The organism is Peristeroidobacter soli, assembly GCF_004138485.1.
Classification (GTDB): Bacteria; Pseudomonadota; Gammaproteobacteria; order Steroidobacterales; family Steroidobacteraceae; genus Steroidobacter; species Steroidobacter soli.
In genome coordinates this window covers 1,168,719-1,185,829 of the sequence record NZ_RYEV01000004.1, presented here as the reverse complement: position 1 = coordinate 1,185,829, position 17,111 = coordinate 1,168,719, and the positions used below count along the sequence as shown (strand labels likewise).

At 63.8% G+C, this 17,111-nt stretch carries 10 protein-coding genes; 5 read left to right on the top strand and 5 right to left on the bottom strand.

The window, feature by feature from the left end; all coding sequences use genetic code 11:
• Nucleotides 1-43 precede the first annotated feature (43 nt).
• Genes EKO19_RS20360 through EKO19_RS20340 form a run of 5 tightly spaced genes read left to right on the top strand, consistent with a single transcriptional unit; the run spans nucleotide 44 to nucleotide 9,927 of the window.
• Entirely contained in the window at nucleotides 44-3,217 is a 3,174-nt protein-coding gene (locus tag EKO19_RS20360; protein ID WP_217705477.1) for a S41 family peptidase, read from the top strand.
• Nucleotides 3,214-6,831: a DUF885 family protein gene (locus EKO19_RS20355; RefSeq protein WP_129778271.1), complete on the top strand. Its 3,618-nt coding sequence runs from the start codon at nucleotides 3,214-3,216 to the stop codon at nucleotides 6,829-6,831. The genes EKO19_RS20360 and EKO19_RS20355 overlap by 4 nt, the downstream gene beginning before the upstream one ends.
• On the top strand, nucleotides 6,828-8,006 hold the full coding sequence (locus EKO19_RS20350; RefSeq protein WP_129778270.1) for a serine hydrolase domain-containing protein: 1,179 nt from the start codon (nucleotides 6,828-6,830) through the stop codon (nucleotides 8,004-8,006). The genes EKO19_RS20355 and EKO19_RS20350 overlap by 4 nt, the downstream gene beginning before the upstream one ends.
• Nucleotides 8,003-8,335 carry a LysR family transcriptional regulator gene (locus EKO19_RS39560; RefSeq protein WP_129778269.1) on the top strand — a complete coding sequence of 111 codons (333 nt, stop codon included), beginning with the start codon at nucleotides 8,003-8,005 and terminating at the stop codon, nucleotides 8,333-8,335. Before EKO19_RS20350 ends, EKO19_RS39560 begins: the two co-directional genes overlap by 4 nt.
• The gene (locus EKO19_RS20340; protein ID WP_129778268.1) at nucleotides 8,314-9,927 is read left to right on the top strand and encodes an N-acyl-D-amino-acid deacylase family protein; all 1,614 of its coding nucleotides are present in this window, start codon (nucleotides 8,314-8,316) and stop codon (nucleotides 9,925-9,927) included. The genes EKO19_RS39560 and EKO19_RS20340 overlap by 22 nt, the downstream gene beginning before the upstream one ends.
• Here EKO19_RS20340 and EKO19_RS20335 read toward each other — a convergent pair.
• Genes EKO19_RS20335 through EKO19_RS20315 form a run of 5 tightly spaced genes read right to left on the bottom strand, consistent with a single transcriptional unit; the run spans nucleotide 9,924 to nucleotide 17,086 of the window.
• A complete protein-coding gene (locus EKO19_RS20335; protein WP_157995357.1) occupies nucleotides 9,924-11,084 on the bottom strand; it encodes an MFS transporter in 1,161 nt (386 codons plus the stop codon). The genes EKO19_RS20340 and EKO19_RS20335 overlap by 4 nt on opposite strands.
• The gene (locus EKO19_RS20330; protein ID WP_129778266.1) at nucleotides 11,081-12,175 is read right to left on the bottom strand and encodes a DUF917 domain-containing protein; all 1,095 of its coding nucleotides are present in this window, start codon (nucleotides 12,173-12,175) and stop codon (nucleotides 11,081-11,083) included. Before EKO19_RS20330 ends, EKO19_RS20335 begins: the two co-directional genes overlap by 4 nt.
• A gap of 11 nt (nucleotides 12,176-12,186) precedes the next feature.
• Nucleotides 12,187-13,719, bottom strand: coding sequence for a hydantoinase/oxoprolinase N-terminal domain-containing protein (locus EKO19_RS20325; RefSeq protein ID WP_129778265.1), 1,533 nt, complete (start codon nucleotides 13,717-13,719; stop codon nucleotides 12,187-12,189).
• Nucleotides 13,716-14,801: a DUF917 domain-containing protein gene (locus tag EKO19_RS20320; RefSeq protein ID WP_129778264.1), complete on the bottom strand. Its 1,086-nt coding sequence runs from the start codon at nucleotides 14,799-14,801 to the stop codon at nucleotides 13,716-13,718. Before EKO19_RS20320 ends, EKO19_RS20325 begins: the two co-directional genes overlap by 4 nt.
• Entirely contained in the window at nucleotides 14,798-17,086 is a 2,289-nt protein-coding gene (locus EKO19_RS20315; protein ID WP_129778263.1) for a TonB-dependent receptor, read from the bottom strand. Before EKO19_RS20315 ends, EKO19_RS20320 begins: the two co-directional genes overlap by 4 nt.
• Between the last annotated feature and the right edge of the window lie 25 nt (nucleotides 17,087-17,111).

The following is a 17,111-nucleotide window of genomic DNA, read 5'->3' as shown; positions in this document are numbered from 1 at the left end:
CGTGTGCGCGCCTGCCCATGCAAACGGGGCGACGGATGCGCGCTTGCTGACGCAGCCCGCCATCAGCGCCACGCAGATCGCATTCATCTACGCGGGCGATTTGTATATTGCCGATCTGCAAGGCGCGCCTGCGCTGAGCAATGTGCGCCGGCTGACTGCGGACGATGGCGTGGAAAGCAATCCGGTGTTCTCGCCGGACGGTCAGACCCTCGCGTTCAGCGCACAGTACGACGGCAACATCGATGTTTATACGGTGCCCGTCAGCGGCGGCGCGCCGACCCGACTGACCTGGCATCCGGACGCGGATCTGGTCCAGTCTTTTACAACGGATGGCAAGGCGGTGCTCTTCACGTCGCCGCGAGCTGTCTTCACGTCTCGTAACACGCAGCTCTTCACGGTGCCGGTGCAAGGCGGAGCGGAGCAAGCGTTGCCGATCCCAAACGCGGCACGCGCCACTTACTCTCCCGATGGCCTGCGTCTCGCTTACAGTCCCATCAGTCCGCGTCATCTGCAGTGGAAACAGTACCGGGGCGGCGCGGTGTCCACGCTGTGGCTCTACGACACACGCGATCACGCGATCCAGCGCGTTCCTCAACCGGGTTCGCGCGCCAACGATGCCGATCCGATCTGGCTCGGCGACACGATCTACTTTCGTTCCGATCGCAACGGCGAGTTCAATCTGTTTGCCTTTGGCGCGCGCGATGGGCAGATTCGCCAACTCACACGACACACGGACTTTCCGGTGCTCAACGCCGCGGGTGCCGCGGGCCGCATCGTCTATGAGCAGGCGGGCGCGCTGCATCTGTTGGATCTGACGTCGGGGACGAGCCAGCAGTTGCGAGTCGACGTGGCCTCCGACTTGCGCGACACGCGGCCTCGTTACGTCAAAGGAACGAAATGGATTCGTGAAGCGGCGCTGTCGCCGAGCGGTGCGCGCGCTGCATTCAATCTGCGGGGCGAGATCGTCACCGTGCCGGCTGAGAAAGGCGATGCACGCAATCTCACCGCCAGCCCCGGCGCACACGATCGTTCGCCCGCGTGGTCGCCGGACGGTCGTTCCATCGCCTGGTTCTCCGACAGCTCCGGGGAGTATCGGCTGCACATCGGCAGTCAGGACGGCAAAGGTCCGGCGCGGATCATCGCAGTCGCGGGCGCAGGCTTCTACAACCAGCCGGTGTGGTCACCCGATTCGCGGCGGATTGCCTACCAGGACAACTCGCAAAGTCTGTATTGGGTGGACGTAGCCAGCGGCGTGTCTAAAAAGATTGCCGCACAATCTCTCTTCGGCCCGACGCTGGACCTGGGATACCAATGGTCGCCGGATTCGCAATGGCTCGCCTACGCGATGCATGACAGCGCGTTGCTCACGAAGGTATCCGTCTACTCGGTCGCCCAGGACAAAGCGTTTGCAGTGAGCGATGGGTTGAGCGAAGTGCGCGATCCGGTCTTCGATCGCAGCGGCAAATATCTGTACTTTCTCGCCTCGACGGACGCCGGCCCGGTCAAGGACTGGTTCGCGCTGTCCAGCACCGACATGCGCGCGACGTTCGGCGTGTATGTCGCCGTCCTGCGCAACGACGAGCTCTCGCCGCTCGCGAAGCAAAGCGATGAGGAGCCGCCGCGACCGGCCAGTGCCGCCGAGGAACGACCGTTCCGCATCGACTTCGACGGCATCGAGCGCCGCATCCTCGATCTGCCGTTGGCCGTGGCGGAGCTCTCCAGTCTGCAAACGGGTCTGGCGGGGCAGCTGTTCTATCTGAAAGCGACAGACGGCAAGAACGCGCTCAATCGCTACGACATCAACACTCGTAAGAACGAAGTGGTGCTGCCGGAGGTACAGCGCTATATCGTTTCTCACGATGGCCAGAAGCTGCTGTATCAGAACGGCGGCAACTGGTTCATCGTCCCCACCACGCGCAAGGTGGAGCCGGCCGAAGGTCGTATTGCGGCGGACGCGGTGGAAGTGCGTGTCGAGCCGATGCTCGAGTGGCGACAGATGTTCGATGAAGCCTGGCGGATCAACCGGGACTTCTTCTACGCCCCCAACATGCATGGCGTGGACTGGGCGAAGCAGCGTGAGAAGTACGCGGCGTTCCTGCCGCATGTGACGACACGCGATGACCTGAGCCGGATCATTCAGTGGATGTGCAGCGAGCTCACGGTCGGTCATCACGGCGTGAACGGTGGCGACACGCGCGCACAGATCGCCACGATTCCCGGCGGGCTGCTCGGGGCCGACTATGAGATCGCCCAGGGCCGGTATCGTTTGAAGAAAGTGTTCGGCGGGCGGAACTGGAATCCCCAGCTGCGTTCGCCGCTCACCGCGCCTGGCGTGAATGCCAGGGCGGGCGACTATCTGCTCGCCGTCAATGGCCGGCCGCTGCGTGCGACCGACAACATCTATCGCTGGTTCGAGAACACGGCTGAGAAGATCGTCGACATCGAGTTGGGGCCGAACGCCGACGGCACGGGGGTGCGCAATGTGCAGGTGACACCCATTGCCAGCGAGGCGGCGCTGCGCAATCGCGATTGGGTGGAAGGGAATTTGCAGAAGGTCGAACACGCCACCGGCGGTCGCGTCGCCTATGTCTACGTTCCCAACACGGCCGCGCCCGGCTATCAATACTTCAAGCGTTACTTCTATCCGCAGCTGAATCGCGACGCCATCATCGTCGATGAGCGCTTCAATGCCGGCGGCCTGGTCGCCGACTATTTCATCGAGTTGCTGCGGCGACCGTTCATCGCCAACTGGGCCATGCGTTACGGCGAGGATATGCGCACGCCGTTCGCCTCGATCGCCGGACCGAAGGCGCTGCTCATCGACGAGAGCGCGGGTTCGGGCGGCGACCTGCTGCCGTGGATGTTCCGCAAGTTCGAAGTGGGGCCCATCATCGGCCGGCGCACCTGGGGCGGTCTGGTCGGAACCTTCGGTTATCCACCGTTGCTGGATGGCGGCACGGTCACCGCGCCGAACGTCGCTATCTGGACGCCCGAGGAGGGCTGGATCATCGAGAACGAGGGAGTCGCGCCGGACATCGATGTGGAGCAGACCCCGGCGGACGTGATCGCGGGACGAGATCCCCAGTTGGAGCGGGCCATCGCCGTCGTCATGGAGGAACTCGCGAAGCATCCGGTGCCGAAGGCGACGCGTCCTGCCTATCCCGTGCGAGGCAAGACTTTGCGGGGCACGGTGCCGAGCGCGGAGGTGTCGCCATGAATCTTCGCGCGTTGCTGCCGCTTGCGATGCTGCTGTGTCTGTTTGGAAACGTGTGCGGCGCCAGCGCACCTGCGCAAGTCGCGCGAGTGATCGACGCAAGTGACGTCGAAGTACTGTGGGATCGCAGGGTACCGATGCGCGATGGTCGTGCGTTGGCCGCGACGATCTATCGTCCTCGCGGCGCCGGTCCGCTGCCCGTGATTTTTATAGCGACGCCTTACATCGCCGATATGTTTCATGACCGCGCGATGTACTTCGCACGGCGTGACTATGTATTCGCGCTCGTCGACGTGCGTGGCCGCGGCAATTCGGACGGTGAGTTCGAGCCGTTCTTGCACGACGCCAACGATGGATACGACACGGTGGAATGGCTGGCCGCGCAGCCGTGGAGCAATGGCAAGGTGGCGATGTGGGGTGGCTCATACAGCGGCTTCTCGCAGTGGGCCACAGCGAAAACGCGTCCACCTCATCTCGCGACCATCGTGCCTGCAGCCGCGGCGCATCCGGGCGTCGACTTTCCTTATCTGCAGAATCGGATGAGCACGTATCCCGCTCGCTGGCTGATCTTCACGGCGGGCCGCACGCTCAATGGTAATCTGTTCGCGAGCGATACGGTGTTCGAAGGCGTCGCCCGCCAGATCTATCGGCAGCATCTGCCGTTTGCATCGTTGCAACAGCTGCTCGGCACGCCCTCGAAAACATTCCAGCGATGGCTGCAGCATCCGGAGGTCGATGAGTTCTGGGACTCGCTCACGCCGAGTCGACAGGAATACGCGAGCATCGATCTGCCGGTACTCACCATCACCGGGTATTACGACGGCGATCAACTCGGGGCATTGGCCTATTACCGTAACCATCTCGCGGCGGCTCAAGCGGGGGCTCGCGAGCGCCACTATTTGATCATTGGCCCTTGGGATCACGCCGGTACCCGTGCCCCGAGACGCGAGCTGGGCGGGCTGAGTTTCGGACCGGGCTCGATGCTCGACCTGGATCGAGTGCATCAGCAATGGTACGACTGGACGCTCAAGGGCGGGCCGAAGCCCGAATTCCTCAAAGCACGCGTGGCGTATTACTTGCCGGGCAACGGCAACGATGAGTGGCGCTACGCGGACTCTCTGGATGCGGTGTCCAACGCCACGCGAACCTTGCATCTGAGCTCGGTCGACGGGCGAGCAAACGATGTATTCGGCGCGGGCAGCTTGAGCGAGCAAATGCCTCGCCGGGCGAGCAAGCCGGACCGTTGGGTCTACGATCCCTTGGATACGCGCCCTGGACTGGTTGCGCCGGTCGAGCAATCGCTGTCTGGCTATCTCAGTCAGGCCGATGCGATGAACCTCGGCGGCGCGGGCGTGGTGTATCACACCGCGCCGTTCACTGAAGCTACGAAGATCGCCGGGCAACCACGCTTGCGGTTGTATCTGTCGATGGATGTACCGGATACGGATCTGGAAGCGAATCTTTACGAGATTCAAGGCGACGGCAAGAGCATTCAGCTCACGGGGGCGACGCTGCGCGCCCGATATCGGCAGTCATTGCGGCAGGCGACGCCGGTGCCGCCGGGCAAGGTCCAGCAGTACGACTTCGATCAGTTCTCATACTTCGCGCGTGAGGTCGCGGTCGGCAGTCGTTTGCGGCTGGTGGTGCGGTCGCCGAATTCGATCCATACCCAGAAGAATTACAACTCGGGCGGCAGCGTCGCGTACGAGACGGCGCGAGATGCGCGCACGGCGCATATTCATCTGCATCACGATGCGCGATATCCCAGCCAGCTGATGCTCCCGATTGAGGAATTGCCGGCGCAGCCAGTAACTCGTGCTGAGCCGGGCGCGGAATCGCCGAATCGCTCAGTAACTCGAGCCGATCCGACCGTGGATGCCGCGACTGAGGACGCTCGTCTGGTGGCATTCCTCGACGCCGCGTTCGATGCGCAGCTGGCGCTGTCGCCCGAACAAATGACCCGCATGGGTATCAAGCGTGACTACGGCAAACTCGACGATTACACCTCGGCCGGTCGGGATCGCGAGCTGGCGTTGTCGCGAGCGCAACTGGCGGAGATGCGTCGTTCCTTCGATCCGCGCAAGCTCACGGGCCAGGGGCGTCTGTCGTATCGATTGTTCGAGCGCTCCATCGCCGAAGAGGAGGAGCGGGCGCGCTGGCGCGATCATGCGTTTTCGTTCACGACGATGGGGGCACCCACCGGCATGGTGCCGGCGTTCTTCATCAACACGCATACGGTGGACAGCGTGGCCGACGCGGAGGCTTATATCTCTCGGCTGCGTGACACGGAACGCGTCATGGGCGAGTTGGCGCACGAATTGAACCAGCGCGTGGCCAAGGGTGTCGTCGAGCCGAGCTTCGTGTTCGCTCCCATCATTGCCGATGCACGCAAAGTGACATCGGGTGCGCCGTTCGGTGTGGGGGAAGACACGGCGCTGTGGGCCGATTTCAAAGCCAAGGTCGGCAAGCTCGATGCCGACGATGCGACCAAACGACGCCTGTTGGCGGAAGCGCAGGCCGCGCTGACGGGACCGTTACGGCGCGGCTACGACAAAGTGATCGCGACGCTCGAGGCCACTTCGAAACTGGCGACCAGCGACGACGGCGTCTGGCGCTTGCCCGACGGTGGCGCGTATTACTCGAGCCTGTTACGTCGATACACGACGACCGATCTCACCGCCGACGAGATTCACCAGATCGGTCTGGAGGAGATGGCGCGCATTCAGCGGGAGATGCAAGCGATCCAGGTCAAAGTGGGCTTCCAGGGCACGCTGACCGAGTTCTTCGCGCACATCAATGCCGGCGCCGAGTTTCACTATCCGAATACGGATGCAGGGCGGGAACAATATCTGACGGATGCGCGCGCCGTGGTCGCGGAAGTCATGTCCAAGGCGCCTTCGATGTTTGCTCGCATGCCGAAGTCAGGGCTGGAAGTTCGAGCCATCGAAGCCTGGCGGCAAGCGACCGCGGGTGTGGCGTTCTACAACCCGGGATCGCCCGATGGAGCGCGACCGGGAGTCGTGTACGTCAACCTGTCGGATCTGTCGCAGACGTTGAAGCCTCAGCTCGAAGGCATCGCCTGCCACGAGGGCGCGCCCGGACATCATTTCCAGTTCAACTACGCGATGCAGGCGCAGGGCCTGCCCAAGCTGCGTCGCTTCGGCGGGTTCGGCGTGTATTCGGAGGGCTGGGCGCTCTATGCGGAGGGCTTGTGCAAGGAGCTCGGTCTGTATCGCGATCCATACTCGGAGCTGGGCCGTCTGTCACAGGACGCGTGGCGGGCGGCGCGTCTGGTGGTGGACACAGGCTTGCACGCCAGGCGTTGGTCGCGCGCGCAGGCCATCGCTTATTTCAAAGAAAATACGCTGTTGTCGGATCTGGATGTGACGCGCGAGGTCAATCGCTACCTCGCGCATCCGGGGCAGGCGACCAGTTACAAGATCGGCCAGCTGAAGATTCATGAGTTACGGTGCAAGGCGGAAGCCGCGCTGGGCGCGAAGTTCGATCTGAGCGCCTTTCACGAAGCGGTGCTGGAAGGCGGATCGCTGCCGTTGGATGTATTGGAGGAGCAGGTCGATGAGTACCTGGCTCGTGCGGCGCAGGGCGGAGTGTCATGATGCGAAAGTACGTCATCGGGTTCGCATTGCTCGTCGTCAACGCCGCGGCTGTGGCGGCACCGCTGCCTGAGCCATGGACCCGCCTGGTCAAATCCTTCGACACGACGTTGGCAAACGATCGAGTCGTGGGCGGCAGTGTGGCGCTGGTGGAGCAGGGCAAGATCGTCGCCAGTCATTACTATGGCTTCGCCGACCCAGCCCGGGGCCGGCGTGTCGACGCGGACACCATTTACCACTGGGCCTCGATCACCAAGACGTTGAATGCCATCACGGTGATGCAGCTCCGAGATCGCGGCATGCTGTCTCTGGACGAGCCGATCACACGCTACGTCCCTGAGCTGCGCCGGGTCCACAATCCGTTCGGCTCGATGGATGCGATCACGCTGCGGATGTTGCTGAATCATTCCTCGGGCTTTCAGCATTCGACTTGGCCGTACGGCGATGGCTCGCGCTGGCAGCCGTTCGAGCCCACCGACTGGCAGCAACTGGTGGCGATGATGCCGTATCAGCAGCTGGAGTTCGCGCCCGGCAGCAGGTTTCTATATTCGAATCCGACCTGGATCTATCTGTCGCGAATGCTGGAGCAGCTCAGCGGCGATCCCTGGCGATACTACGTGCAGAAGAACATCTTCACGCCGCTGGGAATGACGCGCAGTTACTTCGGCCAGACGCCGGTGCATCTGACCTCGCAGCGTTCGAGCCGATTCGTGGTTCGCAAAGAGCCCGAAGGCAAGTTCATCACCGACGATCTCGGCGGCGAGTTCGATCCGGGCATCACCATTCCCAATGGCGGCTGGAACGCGCCGTTCGCCGATGCCGTCGCGTATGTCGCCTTTCTGACGGGCGCCACCGGCGGCGATGCCGAGCGCAAGCGCCGTTACGATGCGGTGCTGAAGCGCTCGACGCTGGAAGAAATGTGGCAGCCACAGTATCCGGCCGGCGTGCGCGAGACGGGCGAGAACATCGGGCTGGCTTTTTTTCTTGCCGACCAGGGCGGCCATCGCGTGATCGGTCACACCGGCAACCAGGGCGGATTCCTGTCCTTCATCTACTGCGATCCGGTCACGGGGCGGGGCATCGTCGGTGCTCTCAACACCAACAACGAGGCGCGGCCCGAGGGTGCGCCGAGCGCGATCAGCATCGTGCGCCGCGAGGCCATGAGGGTGTTCGATTGAAACGGTTGCCCCCCTTGCTTTGGGTGCGCGTGTTCGAGGCGGCCGCGCGGCATGAGAGCTTCGTCGCGGCGGCGAAGGAGTTGTCCGTGACGCCCGGCGCCGTCAGTCGCGTCGTCAAGGAGCTCGAAGGATTCATGGGCGTGACGCTGTTCGTTCGAGGCGCACGCAGCGTGCAGCTCACCAGCATCGCCCGTATCTACGCCCGCGCCATCACTCCGGCAATCCACCAGATCGCATTGGCTTGCGCGCAGGTGCATGCCGCACGGCTGAGCTCAATCGAGACGGAACCCGTCGACAGGAACCAATCATGCGAACACGTTTCAGGATGAGCTTCACCGCGGTTGCGGTTGTCACGGCGTTATTGGCGCGAGCCGAAGCCGCGGGCGACACAACCTATGACCTCTGGATTCGCAACGGCACCGTGATCGATGGCACGGGACGCGACCGGTTCCAGGCGGACGTGCTCGTGTCTGGCGACAACATCGTCCATGTCGGTGCCGTCGATCCGGCGGTGAAGGCACGCAAGACGATCGACGCACGCGGTAAGGTCGTCACGCCGGGATTCATCGATCTGCATTCGCACGGCGATCCGACGAAGGAATCGTTCATCAACTTCCTGGCGCAGGGGATCACGACGGTGGTGCTCGGCCAGGATGGCGATACCGCGCGTGCCGAGGGTTATCCGGAACCGTCGCTGGCGGCGTGGCGGGCGGCGATCGCCAATCCGGCCGCGGCAACCAAAGAGCCTGTGACATTGGCGCAGTGGATGCGGTTGCTCGACGCTCGCGGCAGCGAAGTCAACGTTGCGACGCTGTCGGGTCATGCCAGTTTGCGCACCATCGCCGGCGTCGGCAACGCGCCCGTGCCTGCCACCGGGCAGATGGCGACGATGAAAGAGATTCTGAGTTCGGATCTCGACGCCGGCGCGTTCGGCCTGAGCTTCGGATTGGAATATGCGCCGGGACGCTACTCGATGGCCGCCGAGCAGAAGGAGCTGGGCGACCTGGTGGGCCGGCGCGGTGGCGTGGTCATGAGCCACATGCGCTCGGAGGATTTCGACAAGATCGATGCAGCGGTCGAGGAGTTGTTACAGATCGACGCGCACGTGCATGTTTCGCATTTGAAGATCGTCGCGGGACGTCGGGCGGATGAGGCGAATGCGGTGCTGGAGCAACTGGCCCGGGCGCGAGCAGCCGGCAAGACCGTGACGGCCGATGTGTACGCCTACATGGCGAGTGCCAGCGATCTGCGCTTTCTATATCCAGAATGGGCTCGCAGCGAGCAGGACTACGCAGAGGCAGTGAAGCATCGGCGTCCCGAGCTCGAAGCTCATCTGCGCAAGCGTGTGGAGGAGCGCAACGGGCCCGAAGCCATTCTCATCGTCGGCGGCAAATATGCCGATCAGCGGCTATCGCAGATCGCCGCGACTCTCGGCAAGCCCTATGAAAAAGTCATCATCGACGAGCTCGGCTACGGTGGCCCCCCGCAGGCACACTTTCTGATGTCCGAGGCGGTGCAGAGTGTTTTCATTCGCGCCGACCAGGTCGGCATCAGCACCGATGGCGGGCCGTCGATGCATCACCCGCGCTCGGCCGACTCATTCATCAAGGTGCTGGAACAGCACGTCGGTGCGCCGCCCAAGATGAGTCTGGAGCGCGCCATTCATAAAATGTCGGGCCTGAGCGCCGGGATTCTCGGCATCGATCGCGGTGTGCTGGCGCCGGGCCGCAAGGCCGATATCGTCGTGCTGTCGCCGGATCGGCTTCGCAGTCATGCCACCTGGACGCAGACGACGCTGCGTCCCACCGGTCTCGACGTGATCGTGGTCAACGGCGACGTGGCCTTCGAGAACGGCCGGCCGGTGGGCTTGCATGGCAAAGTCTTGAAGCGCGCTCCCGCTCCTGACTCACCAAGTTTCTAAGCCCGGCAGCTGGTTGCGGAGAGCAGGGTGGCCGCGCCGGCGATGAGCACGGCCACGGTCAATGCTTCGAGTCCTCCGGATTCGAGCAGCGATGCGCCGATCGCCGAGCCGAATGCCTGACTGAAGAACCCGACGCCTGCACAGAGGGCTGGCAGGCGGCCGGTCTCGTCGACCTGTGCAGCGAGCCCTGAAAGCAGCGGCGTGGTGAACAGACCCGCCAGTGGCATCAAGAAGAGTCCGGCCATCAATGTCCTCGCGGACGAGCCCGCTGTGATCGCAAGTGAGACCAGGAGAACGGCGATCAGCCCCGCGGCGAGCGCCGGAGTTCGGGCACCGCGCTCCGCGAAGCGCGCCGCAAGTGCCGGCCCGACGAATCCAAACAGGGATGCGAGTCCGAGCAGTTGGCCGAGTTGCTGTGCGCTCACGCCGCGCGTGGCGGCCACCACCTGGGACAGCGAGTAAACCAGCGCATCTCTCAACCAGAAAGTGACGAACGCGATGATCATGAGCGTAGCGGGCAACCAGCGAAGCGGAGCTCGGGCGGGCTGCGTGCCGTCGGCTGTCTCGATCGGATTGCGGCGCGGATCTGGCGTGAGAATGATCAACGGCAGAAACAGCGCGCACACAGCCGCGAGCAATCCGTAGGCCGCGGCGAGACCGCCGCTTTGAATCACCCAGGGCGTCACGTTGTAGACGATCAATTGCCACAGGGCCATCGCGAACCACATTCCGGCAAAGGTGCGCGAGGGGTTGAGAGAACTCGATGCAGTTGCGTTGCCCACCGCGACAGCACATCCCAGGCCGGCGCCCGATAGCAAACGAGTGACGACGAAGGCAGTGCCGCCGGGGACCAGCATGGAGCAGACGTTGGCGAGCAGTGCCAGGATGGTGCCGCCCGCAGCCAGCCAGCGACGGCCGGTGCGCGTCGCGGCCTTTGCGAACAGCAGCGACGTCGTTGCCAGAGCGCAGATTTCCGCCGTGGCAATCCAGCCCGCCATCGTTGCGCTATAGCGGCCGCTCGATATCAATTCTCCCAGCGTCCACGGCAGCACCAGCAGCGGCAGAAATCCCACGCCGTTGGCTCCCGCAAACGCGGAGGCGAGCAGTCGTCGTTCCTGCCACAAGTGCGCGAGCGCGGGGAACCGTTCGCCGTTCAAGACGAGGATCCGATCGGACGGTAGTCGACGCCAATGCCGAATGCTCGCGGTCCTACGACCGCAAGCGCGGCTGGAGTGCGCAGCAGTTCAGGGGCTCGAATCGCGATCACCTTGATCCGCTGTCCGTACCGCACGCCCTCGGAGCCTATGTTTCGCAATGTGTCCGCATCCATGAGCGAGATGATATCCGGCGTCGTTGCAATGATTTCGCCGTCGCGGCGCGCGATCAGAAATTCGTTCTGGAAATCGATCGAGAGCTCCGAGCCCGCCGGCACAGTCGTGGCTCGCACTGTACCGAAACTGAAGCCACCTCGGGTCTCGTGCGTGCAGCCGATGATCTTGCCTTCGAACAGCATCCGCGCGACCAGTCCCGGATGACTCGACAACGCCTCTTCGAGGACTTGCACGGGGCTTTCGTGCTGTGCGCGCGCCATGCGTAGCGCGGCGCCAATCCGTCGTGCGAGCGTCGTAGTGCCGAGTACGGCGCAGTTGCGGACGTCCTTGCCTTCCATGACGTAGTCGACAGCGAAGCACTTGTGGCCGGCCGCCGCCGACACGGCCCGGACCAGCTGCTCGATCCGGCGATTGCTGTCGCTTTCCACGCAAACCACGTCGCCTTGATCGGTGGCCACCATGGTCGGCGAGGCGGAGCGTCCGTAGATCGAATACGAGATCTGATCGCTCTGTGGAAACGCTCGACCCATGCCGTCCGCGTCGACCACGGGTACGCCCAGGAGCGAGCCGGCGATGAAGGCAGTGAGGCCGTTGCCGCCGCCGATTTCAGCTGCCATGACCGCATCGATTTTCCGGCCGAGCCGGCGGCTCATCGCATCGAGCGCGCTCAGCACCTCGCGCTCGGCGAACAGCTTTTCCACCGCGATGATGGGCGCGCCGACAAAGCCGACATTGACGACCAGAGCGTGCTCAGACAGTTCGCTCGCGTCGATGACTCTCACCGGGCCGCGTTCGATGAGCGAGGACCGCAGCACCAGACCAAGGGCGTGCGTATCGCCGCCGCCACCCGAGCCCAACAGCGCGCAGCCGTCGGCGAGCTCCGCCACGTCCGCTGCATTCACAGATCCGCTCGGCATCGTTGCTCCTTTCAGGCAAGGTCGCCGGCAACCCGCAAGCGCACGCGCCGACAATCGCCGGGCATGTAGCTGAGCGGCATTTCTTCCATTTCGACCACTTCGAGCGATCCGGGCGAGGCGCCGGCTTGCACCGCGCGAATGCGGGCCAGCTCGGTGGCGCTGGAGATCGCATCGGCGCGCGACATGTCGCGGAAGATCTGATCGACCTCGCCGCTGATCTGAGCGATGGCGGCGCCGATGGCATTCGCCACATCGTGATGGGGAACGAAAATGATCTCGGAAATCCCCTGCAGCTGGCGCGGTACCAGAAAAGAGCCGCCGCCGACTGCGATCAACGGAATGTCTCCCGCCTGGGTCTTGATCCGATCGATGCCATCTTCCAGCCGCCTGCGGGCTTCGTTCAGAGTCCAGTCGATGGTGTCCCTGCCGATGTCACGCACCAGAGTTGCATCGCCAAGGTCGATGAGGCCGGTTGCGACTGCTATGTCGGTGGTGCACAGCTCGGATCCGCCGAATACACGACCATGCTCCAGCAGCCCGAAGCCCAGACTGTCGGGGCCAAGTTGCCGGGGATCGGTGCGCACGCGGGTCCCTCCGCCCAAGGGCACTGAAATGACATCCGGCATGCGGAAGAGGGTGCGCACGCCACCCACTTGCACCACCGTGTTTGCTTCGCGCGGAAAACCGTTCTTCAACATTCCGATGTCGCTGGTCGTTCCGCCCACGTCGACGACCGCAGCATCTGTCAGCCCGCTCAGGAAGGCGGCGCCCCGCATGCTGTTCGTGGGGCCGGAGCCGAAGCACAGCACGGGAAATTGCTCGGCAATCTCCGCCGACATCACGGTCCCATCGTTCTGTGTGAGATACAGCTGAGCGGTCAGTCCGCTCGCCGCAATGGCTGAGCGGAAAGCTTGCGTCGTCTTTCGGGCAAGCTCGCCGAGCGACGCATTCAGGATTGTGACGTTCTCGCGCTCGAGCAGCCCGATGCGCCCGAGATCCTTGGACTGCGTGATACGCGCCTCCGGCATCACGGATCGCACGATCTGCGCCGCGCGCTGTTCCTGCTCGGATATCAAAGGCGAGAACACACACGAGATCGCGACGTCGGTGAGCCCGGCATCGCGCAGACGGACCGCAGCTTCGCGCGTCGCCTGCTCATCCAGGGGCGCGATCTCGCGGCCGTCGATCTCATAACCACCGGGCAACAGATGGACGCTGCCTTTGACGATGTCGCGCAGATCTTCCGGCCAATCGATGAAAGGGGCGACCGACGCGGACGCCGGCAGACAAAGCCGCAACACGCCGACGCGTCGCAGGCGCTTGCGCTCGACCACCGCATTGACGAAGTGCGTCGTGCCGATGATCACGATGCGTGTGGCCAGGGCGGCTTCGCCCGCACGCTCGATCAACAGTTTCAGGGCGCGCGTCACGCCGCTCGTCACATCTTCCGTCGTCGGCGTCTTGAGCGATGCGATCACTCGCGAGCCATCGATCAACACTGCGTCGGTATTGGTGCCGCCGACATCGATTCCGATGCGCCTCATGAGCGCGTCTCCATGTCCTGGGTCATATAGTCGAAGTCATATCCGAAGCTGCGGGGGCCGAGCACCGCGAGCGCCTTGGGGGTGAGATGTCGTGGCATCGGCGGCAGTCGCAGGACGCTCACGTATTGGCCGTAGCGCAGCGCTTCGGTGCCCAGAGGCTCGCCTCGCTCCGAGCCGAGCAGGGCGATCAGGTCGGGGACCATCGCGACGTGCCGGCCGTTGTGCTCGACCAGTGAATATTCGTTTTGAAAGTGCACGACGCCGGGATCGCCGCCACCCTCAGGCCGGATGAGCGCCCGGCCTCGCACGAAGCCATCATCGGCGCGTCGCTCGATGTCGACGATCTTGCCGCGTAACACGATGTGTCCGCGTTCGTGCCTGAGCAGCGCGTCCACGGGATCCTGGTGAGCCGTCTGTGCTTCGCGAATCGCCTTGCCGATGCGCATGGCGCGTGAGTAAGTGCCATGGTGCGCGCATGTCTTGATTTGCGCTCCAGTGTGCGAGCCCGCCATCGCAAGGATGGAGCCGCAGGCTGTCGCCAGGGGACGCAGCAATCTCTCCACCCACGCGCCATTGGCGGCGTGGTCCAGCACGATGTCGTTGGCGCGAATGTCGCTCACTGCCAGCGGCGTCATGTCGACGCCTTCGATGGACAGCGCCGACATCTGGATCTCTGGAAACGAGCGGCCGAGCGTGTCGGCGTCGATCAGTGGCAAGCCCAGTTCGGCCGCGACCATCACCGGAATCAAGGCATTCATGCTGCCGATCTCATAACCCATCACATAGTCGAATTCGCTTTTGAGATGTCTCGCCAGCACGCGGACCGGGCGCGCGAAGTGCTGGGGATCGGCGAACCGCTCGAACATCGGCAGTGGCGCTCCCATCATGGCCACGAGCGCAATCCGCGCAGTGTCCGACACGCAATCGGCAGCCACGAGTTTCACGGGAGGCGCTTGCGAGAGTTGTTCGAGCAACGCGAGCAGTTCGAGATACGGGAACGAGCCGCCACCGGCACTCAGTACCGCCGCGCCCATGCCGAGATCCCGCGCATTGGGCGGATCGATGTGAATGACGGACGTCAAAAGCGGACCCTGAGAGAAGCGCCATAGGTGCGCGGCGGGCCGTAGAGCTCCAGAACCGCTCCGGTGAAATTCACGAATGGAGTTGCGACGGTGCGGTACTCCTCGTTGGTCACGTTCTGACCGTACAGCGCCACTTCCCAACGATCGTCGGGTGCTGCGTAGCCGAGCCGCAGGTTCGCCAGGGTGTAGGCGGACTGTCGGGTGGCGGGGTTGTCGATCAAGTTGAGCTTACGATCGTCCGACCAGGTCGCGTCGGCTTGCAGCGAGAGTCGGCCCGGACCCACTGGCCATTCCTTGCGAGCTGTGACATTGACGGTCGCGCCGGGCGCGTTGACCATCTCCTGGCCGCGTTGTGAGATCTCCCCGGTAAGAATGTTCTGCACATCGATCGGATCGAGCTGGGTGCTCAGAATCGAAATGCCCATGCCCACATCGAAACCCCGCGCCACGCGCGCGGCGAGCTCCAACTCCGCGCCATGCGCTTCGCCGTCGCGATTGAAGGTGACGGTGGCGGGGCCGAGCTGACTGAAGACCTGGACGTTGGCGTAATCGTAGTACCAGACGCTGCCGTTCAGTCGCACGCGACCGTCGGCGAACAGGCTCTTCACGCCGGCTTCGTAGCTGGTGAGCTCTTCATCGTCGAAAATGACTTGATCCACCGAGTAGAAGGCACTCGCGCCGCCGTTGTAACCGCCGGCTTTGGTGCCGCGAGTGACGCCGGCGTAGAGCAACAGATTGTCGTTCGCCTGGAAGCCCAGCTGCAGCTTGGCGTCCCAGTTGCCTGATGAACGTGTGGTATCCGCACCGGGCACCGACGCGTCGAAGCCGGTGCCTTGAACCAGCGACGGATCGGTGAGGCCGAGCGCGTCGCAGCCTGCGCCGCTGCAGTCGGTGGCGAGCGCGAATCGTTTGTCATCGTCGGTCCAGCGACCGCCGGCGGTGAGCGTCAGGCGGGAGCTGAGCTTGATCTCGGTTTGCGCGAACACAGCCCAGGAGCGAGTGGTGAGCCGGTATTGGTTGACCGACTCGGCTTGCAGGGTGGGATCGAACAGAAAATAGCCAGTCGATGCGCCATAGTCGCCGTCGATGTGCAGATAGTAGGCGCCCGCAACCCAGTTGAGCCGCTCGCCTTCGCCCGACAGGCGCAGCTCTTGCGAGTAATCATCGGCATCGACGCTCTGTCCGAAGTAGAGAGTGTCGAGTGAAGTGCCGTCCGAATCCTCGTTGTCGTATTTCTTTTCGAGTGTGCCGTAAGAGCTGATCGAGGCGAGCTGAACCGCGCCGAAGTCCCAGTTCACGGTGGCGGTCGCGCCGTAGTAGTCCCGTTCGAAGGCGCCGCCGCGATTGTGCCGGATGCGGTACGGATCGCCGGTGGCGATGTCGCCGCTCAGGCAATCCACGGCGCCGTTCGGAATGTCCGCGCCGAAATAGCTTGCGCAGAAGTCCCGGTGCGCCTGGGCATCGCCGCTACGAATGGCTCCCGTCGTCGGATCGGGGTAAGCAGCGCGAGCTTCATAGGGGCTGGTGGAGGATCGATCGCGTGAGCCGCGAACGATCAGGCCCAAGGATCCTCGTTCGCCGAGGTCCGCGGCGAGTTGAGCGCGCCAGCTGACGTTGTCGGCGTCGCCCTTGTCGGGGCCGAGCGCGTTCTTGAAATAGCCGTCGTGCTGATCTTTGAGAACCGAGAGGCGGCCACGCACGCTGTCGCTGAGCGGTCCGCCGATGGCGCCTTCGGCACGCAGCGCGCCGAAGTTGCCAACGCGCACGTCGGCATATCCTTCGGGGTTCTCCGTGGGCTTCGCGCTGACCAGGCTGATGACACCGCCGGTGGCGTTGCGACCGAACAGCGTGCCTTGCGGACCTCGCGCCACTTCCACGCGTTCCAGGTCGAAGAAGTTCATGCCGACCGCACTGAGGTAGGGCACATAGGAGCCGTCGACGAACGCGGCGACCGGCGCTTCCTGATGATCGGCGAAGTCGAACTGACTCACCCCTCGCAGGGTGAACACGGTGATTACCGGGTTGCCGTAGTCGGTGACTACCAATCCGGGGGTGATCGCGCCCAGCGAGGTGCTCGCGGTGACGCCCCGGTTGTACAAGGCCTCCGAATCGAGAGCCGCCACGGAGATGCCGACATCCTGCAGGTTCTGCTCGCGCTTCTGCGCGGTGACGACGATTTGCTCCAGGACCGTATCGTCCGTTTGCTGAGCGAATGCGGGAGCGGTCAGCGCGCTCGCGCCGTACATCGCGGTGAGCCAGCCGATTCGAACGTTTGATCGAGCCATGTCGAAACCCAGTAGCCTGCGCCCG

Bases quoted from the DNA above. Each gene is read 5' to 3' on its own strand.
- EKO19_RS20325 (WP_129778265.1), bottom strand. From the start codon at position 13,719: ATGAGGCGCATCGGAATCGATGTCGGCGGCACCAATACCGACGCAGTG.
- EKO19_RS20355 (WP_129778271.1), top strand. From the start codon at position 3,214: ATGAATCTTCGCGCGTTGCTGCCGCTTGCGATGCTGCTGTGTCTGTTT.
- EKO19_RS20330 (WP_129778266.1), bottom strand. From the start codon at position 12,175: ATGCCGAGCGGATCTGTGAATGCAGCGGACGTGGCGGAGCTCGCCGAC.
- EKO19_RS20315 (WP_129778263.1), bottom strand. From the start codon at position 17,086: ATGGCTCGATCAAACGTTCGAATCGGCTGGCTCACCGCGATGTACGGC.
- EKO19_RS20340 (WP_129778268.1), top strand. From the start codon at position 8,314: ATGCGAACACGTTTCAGGATGAGCTTCACCGCGGTTGCGGTTGTCACG.
- EKO19_RS20350 (WP_129778270.1), top strand. From the start codon at position 6,828: ATGATGCGAAAGTACGTCATCGGGTTCGCATTGCTCGTCGTCAACGCC.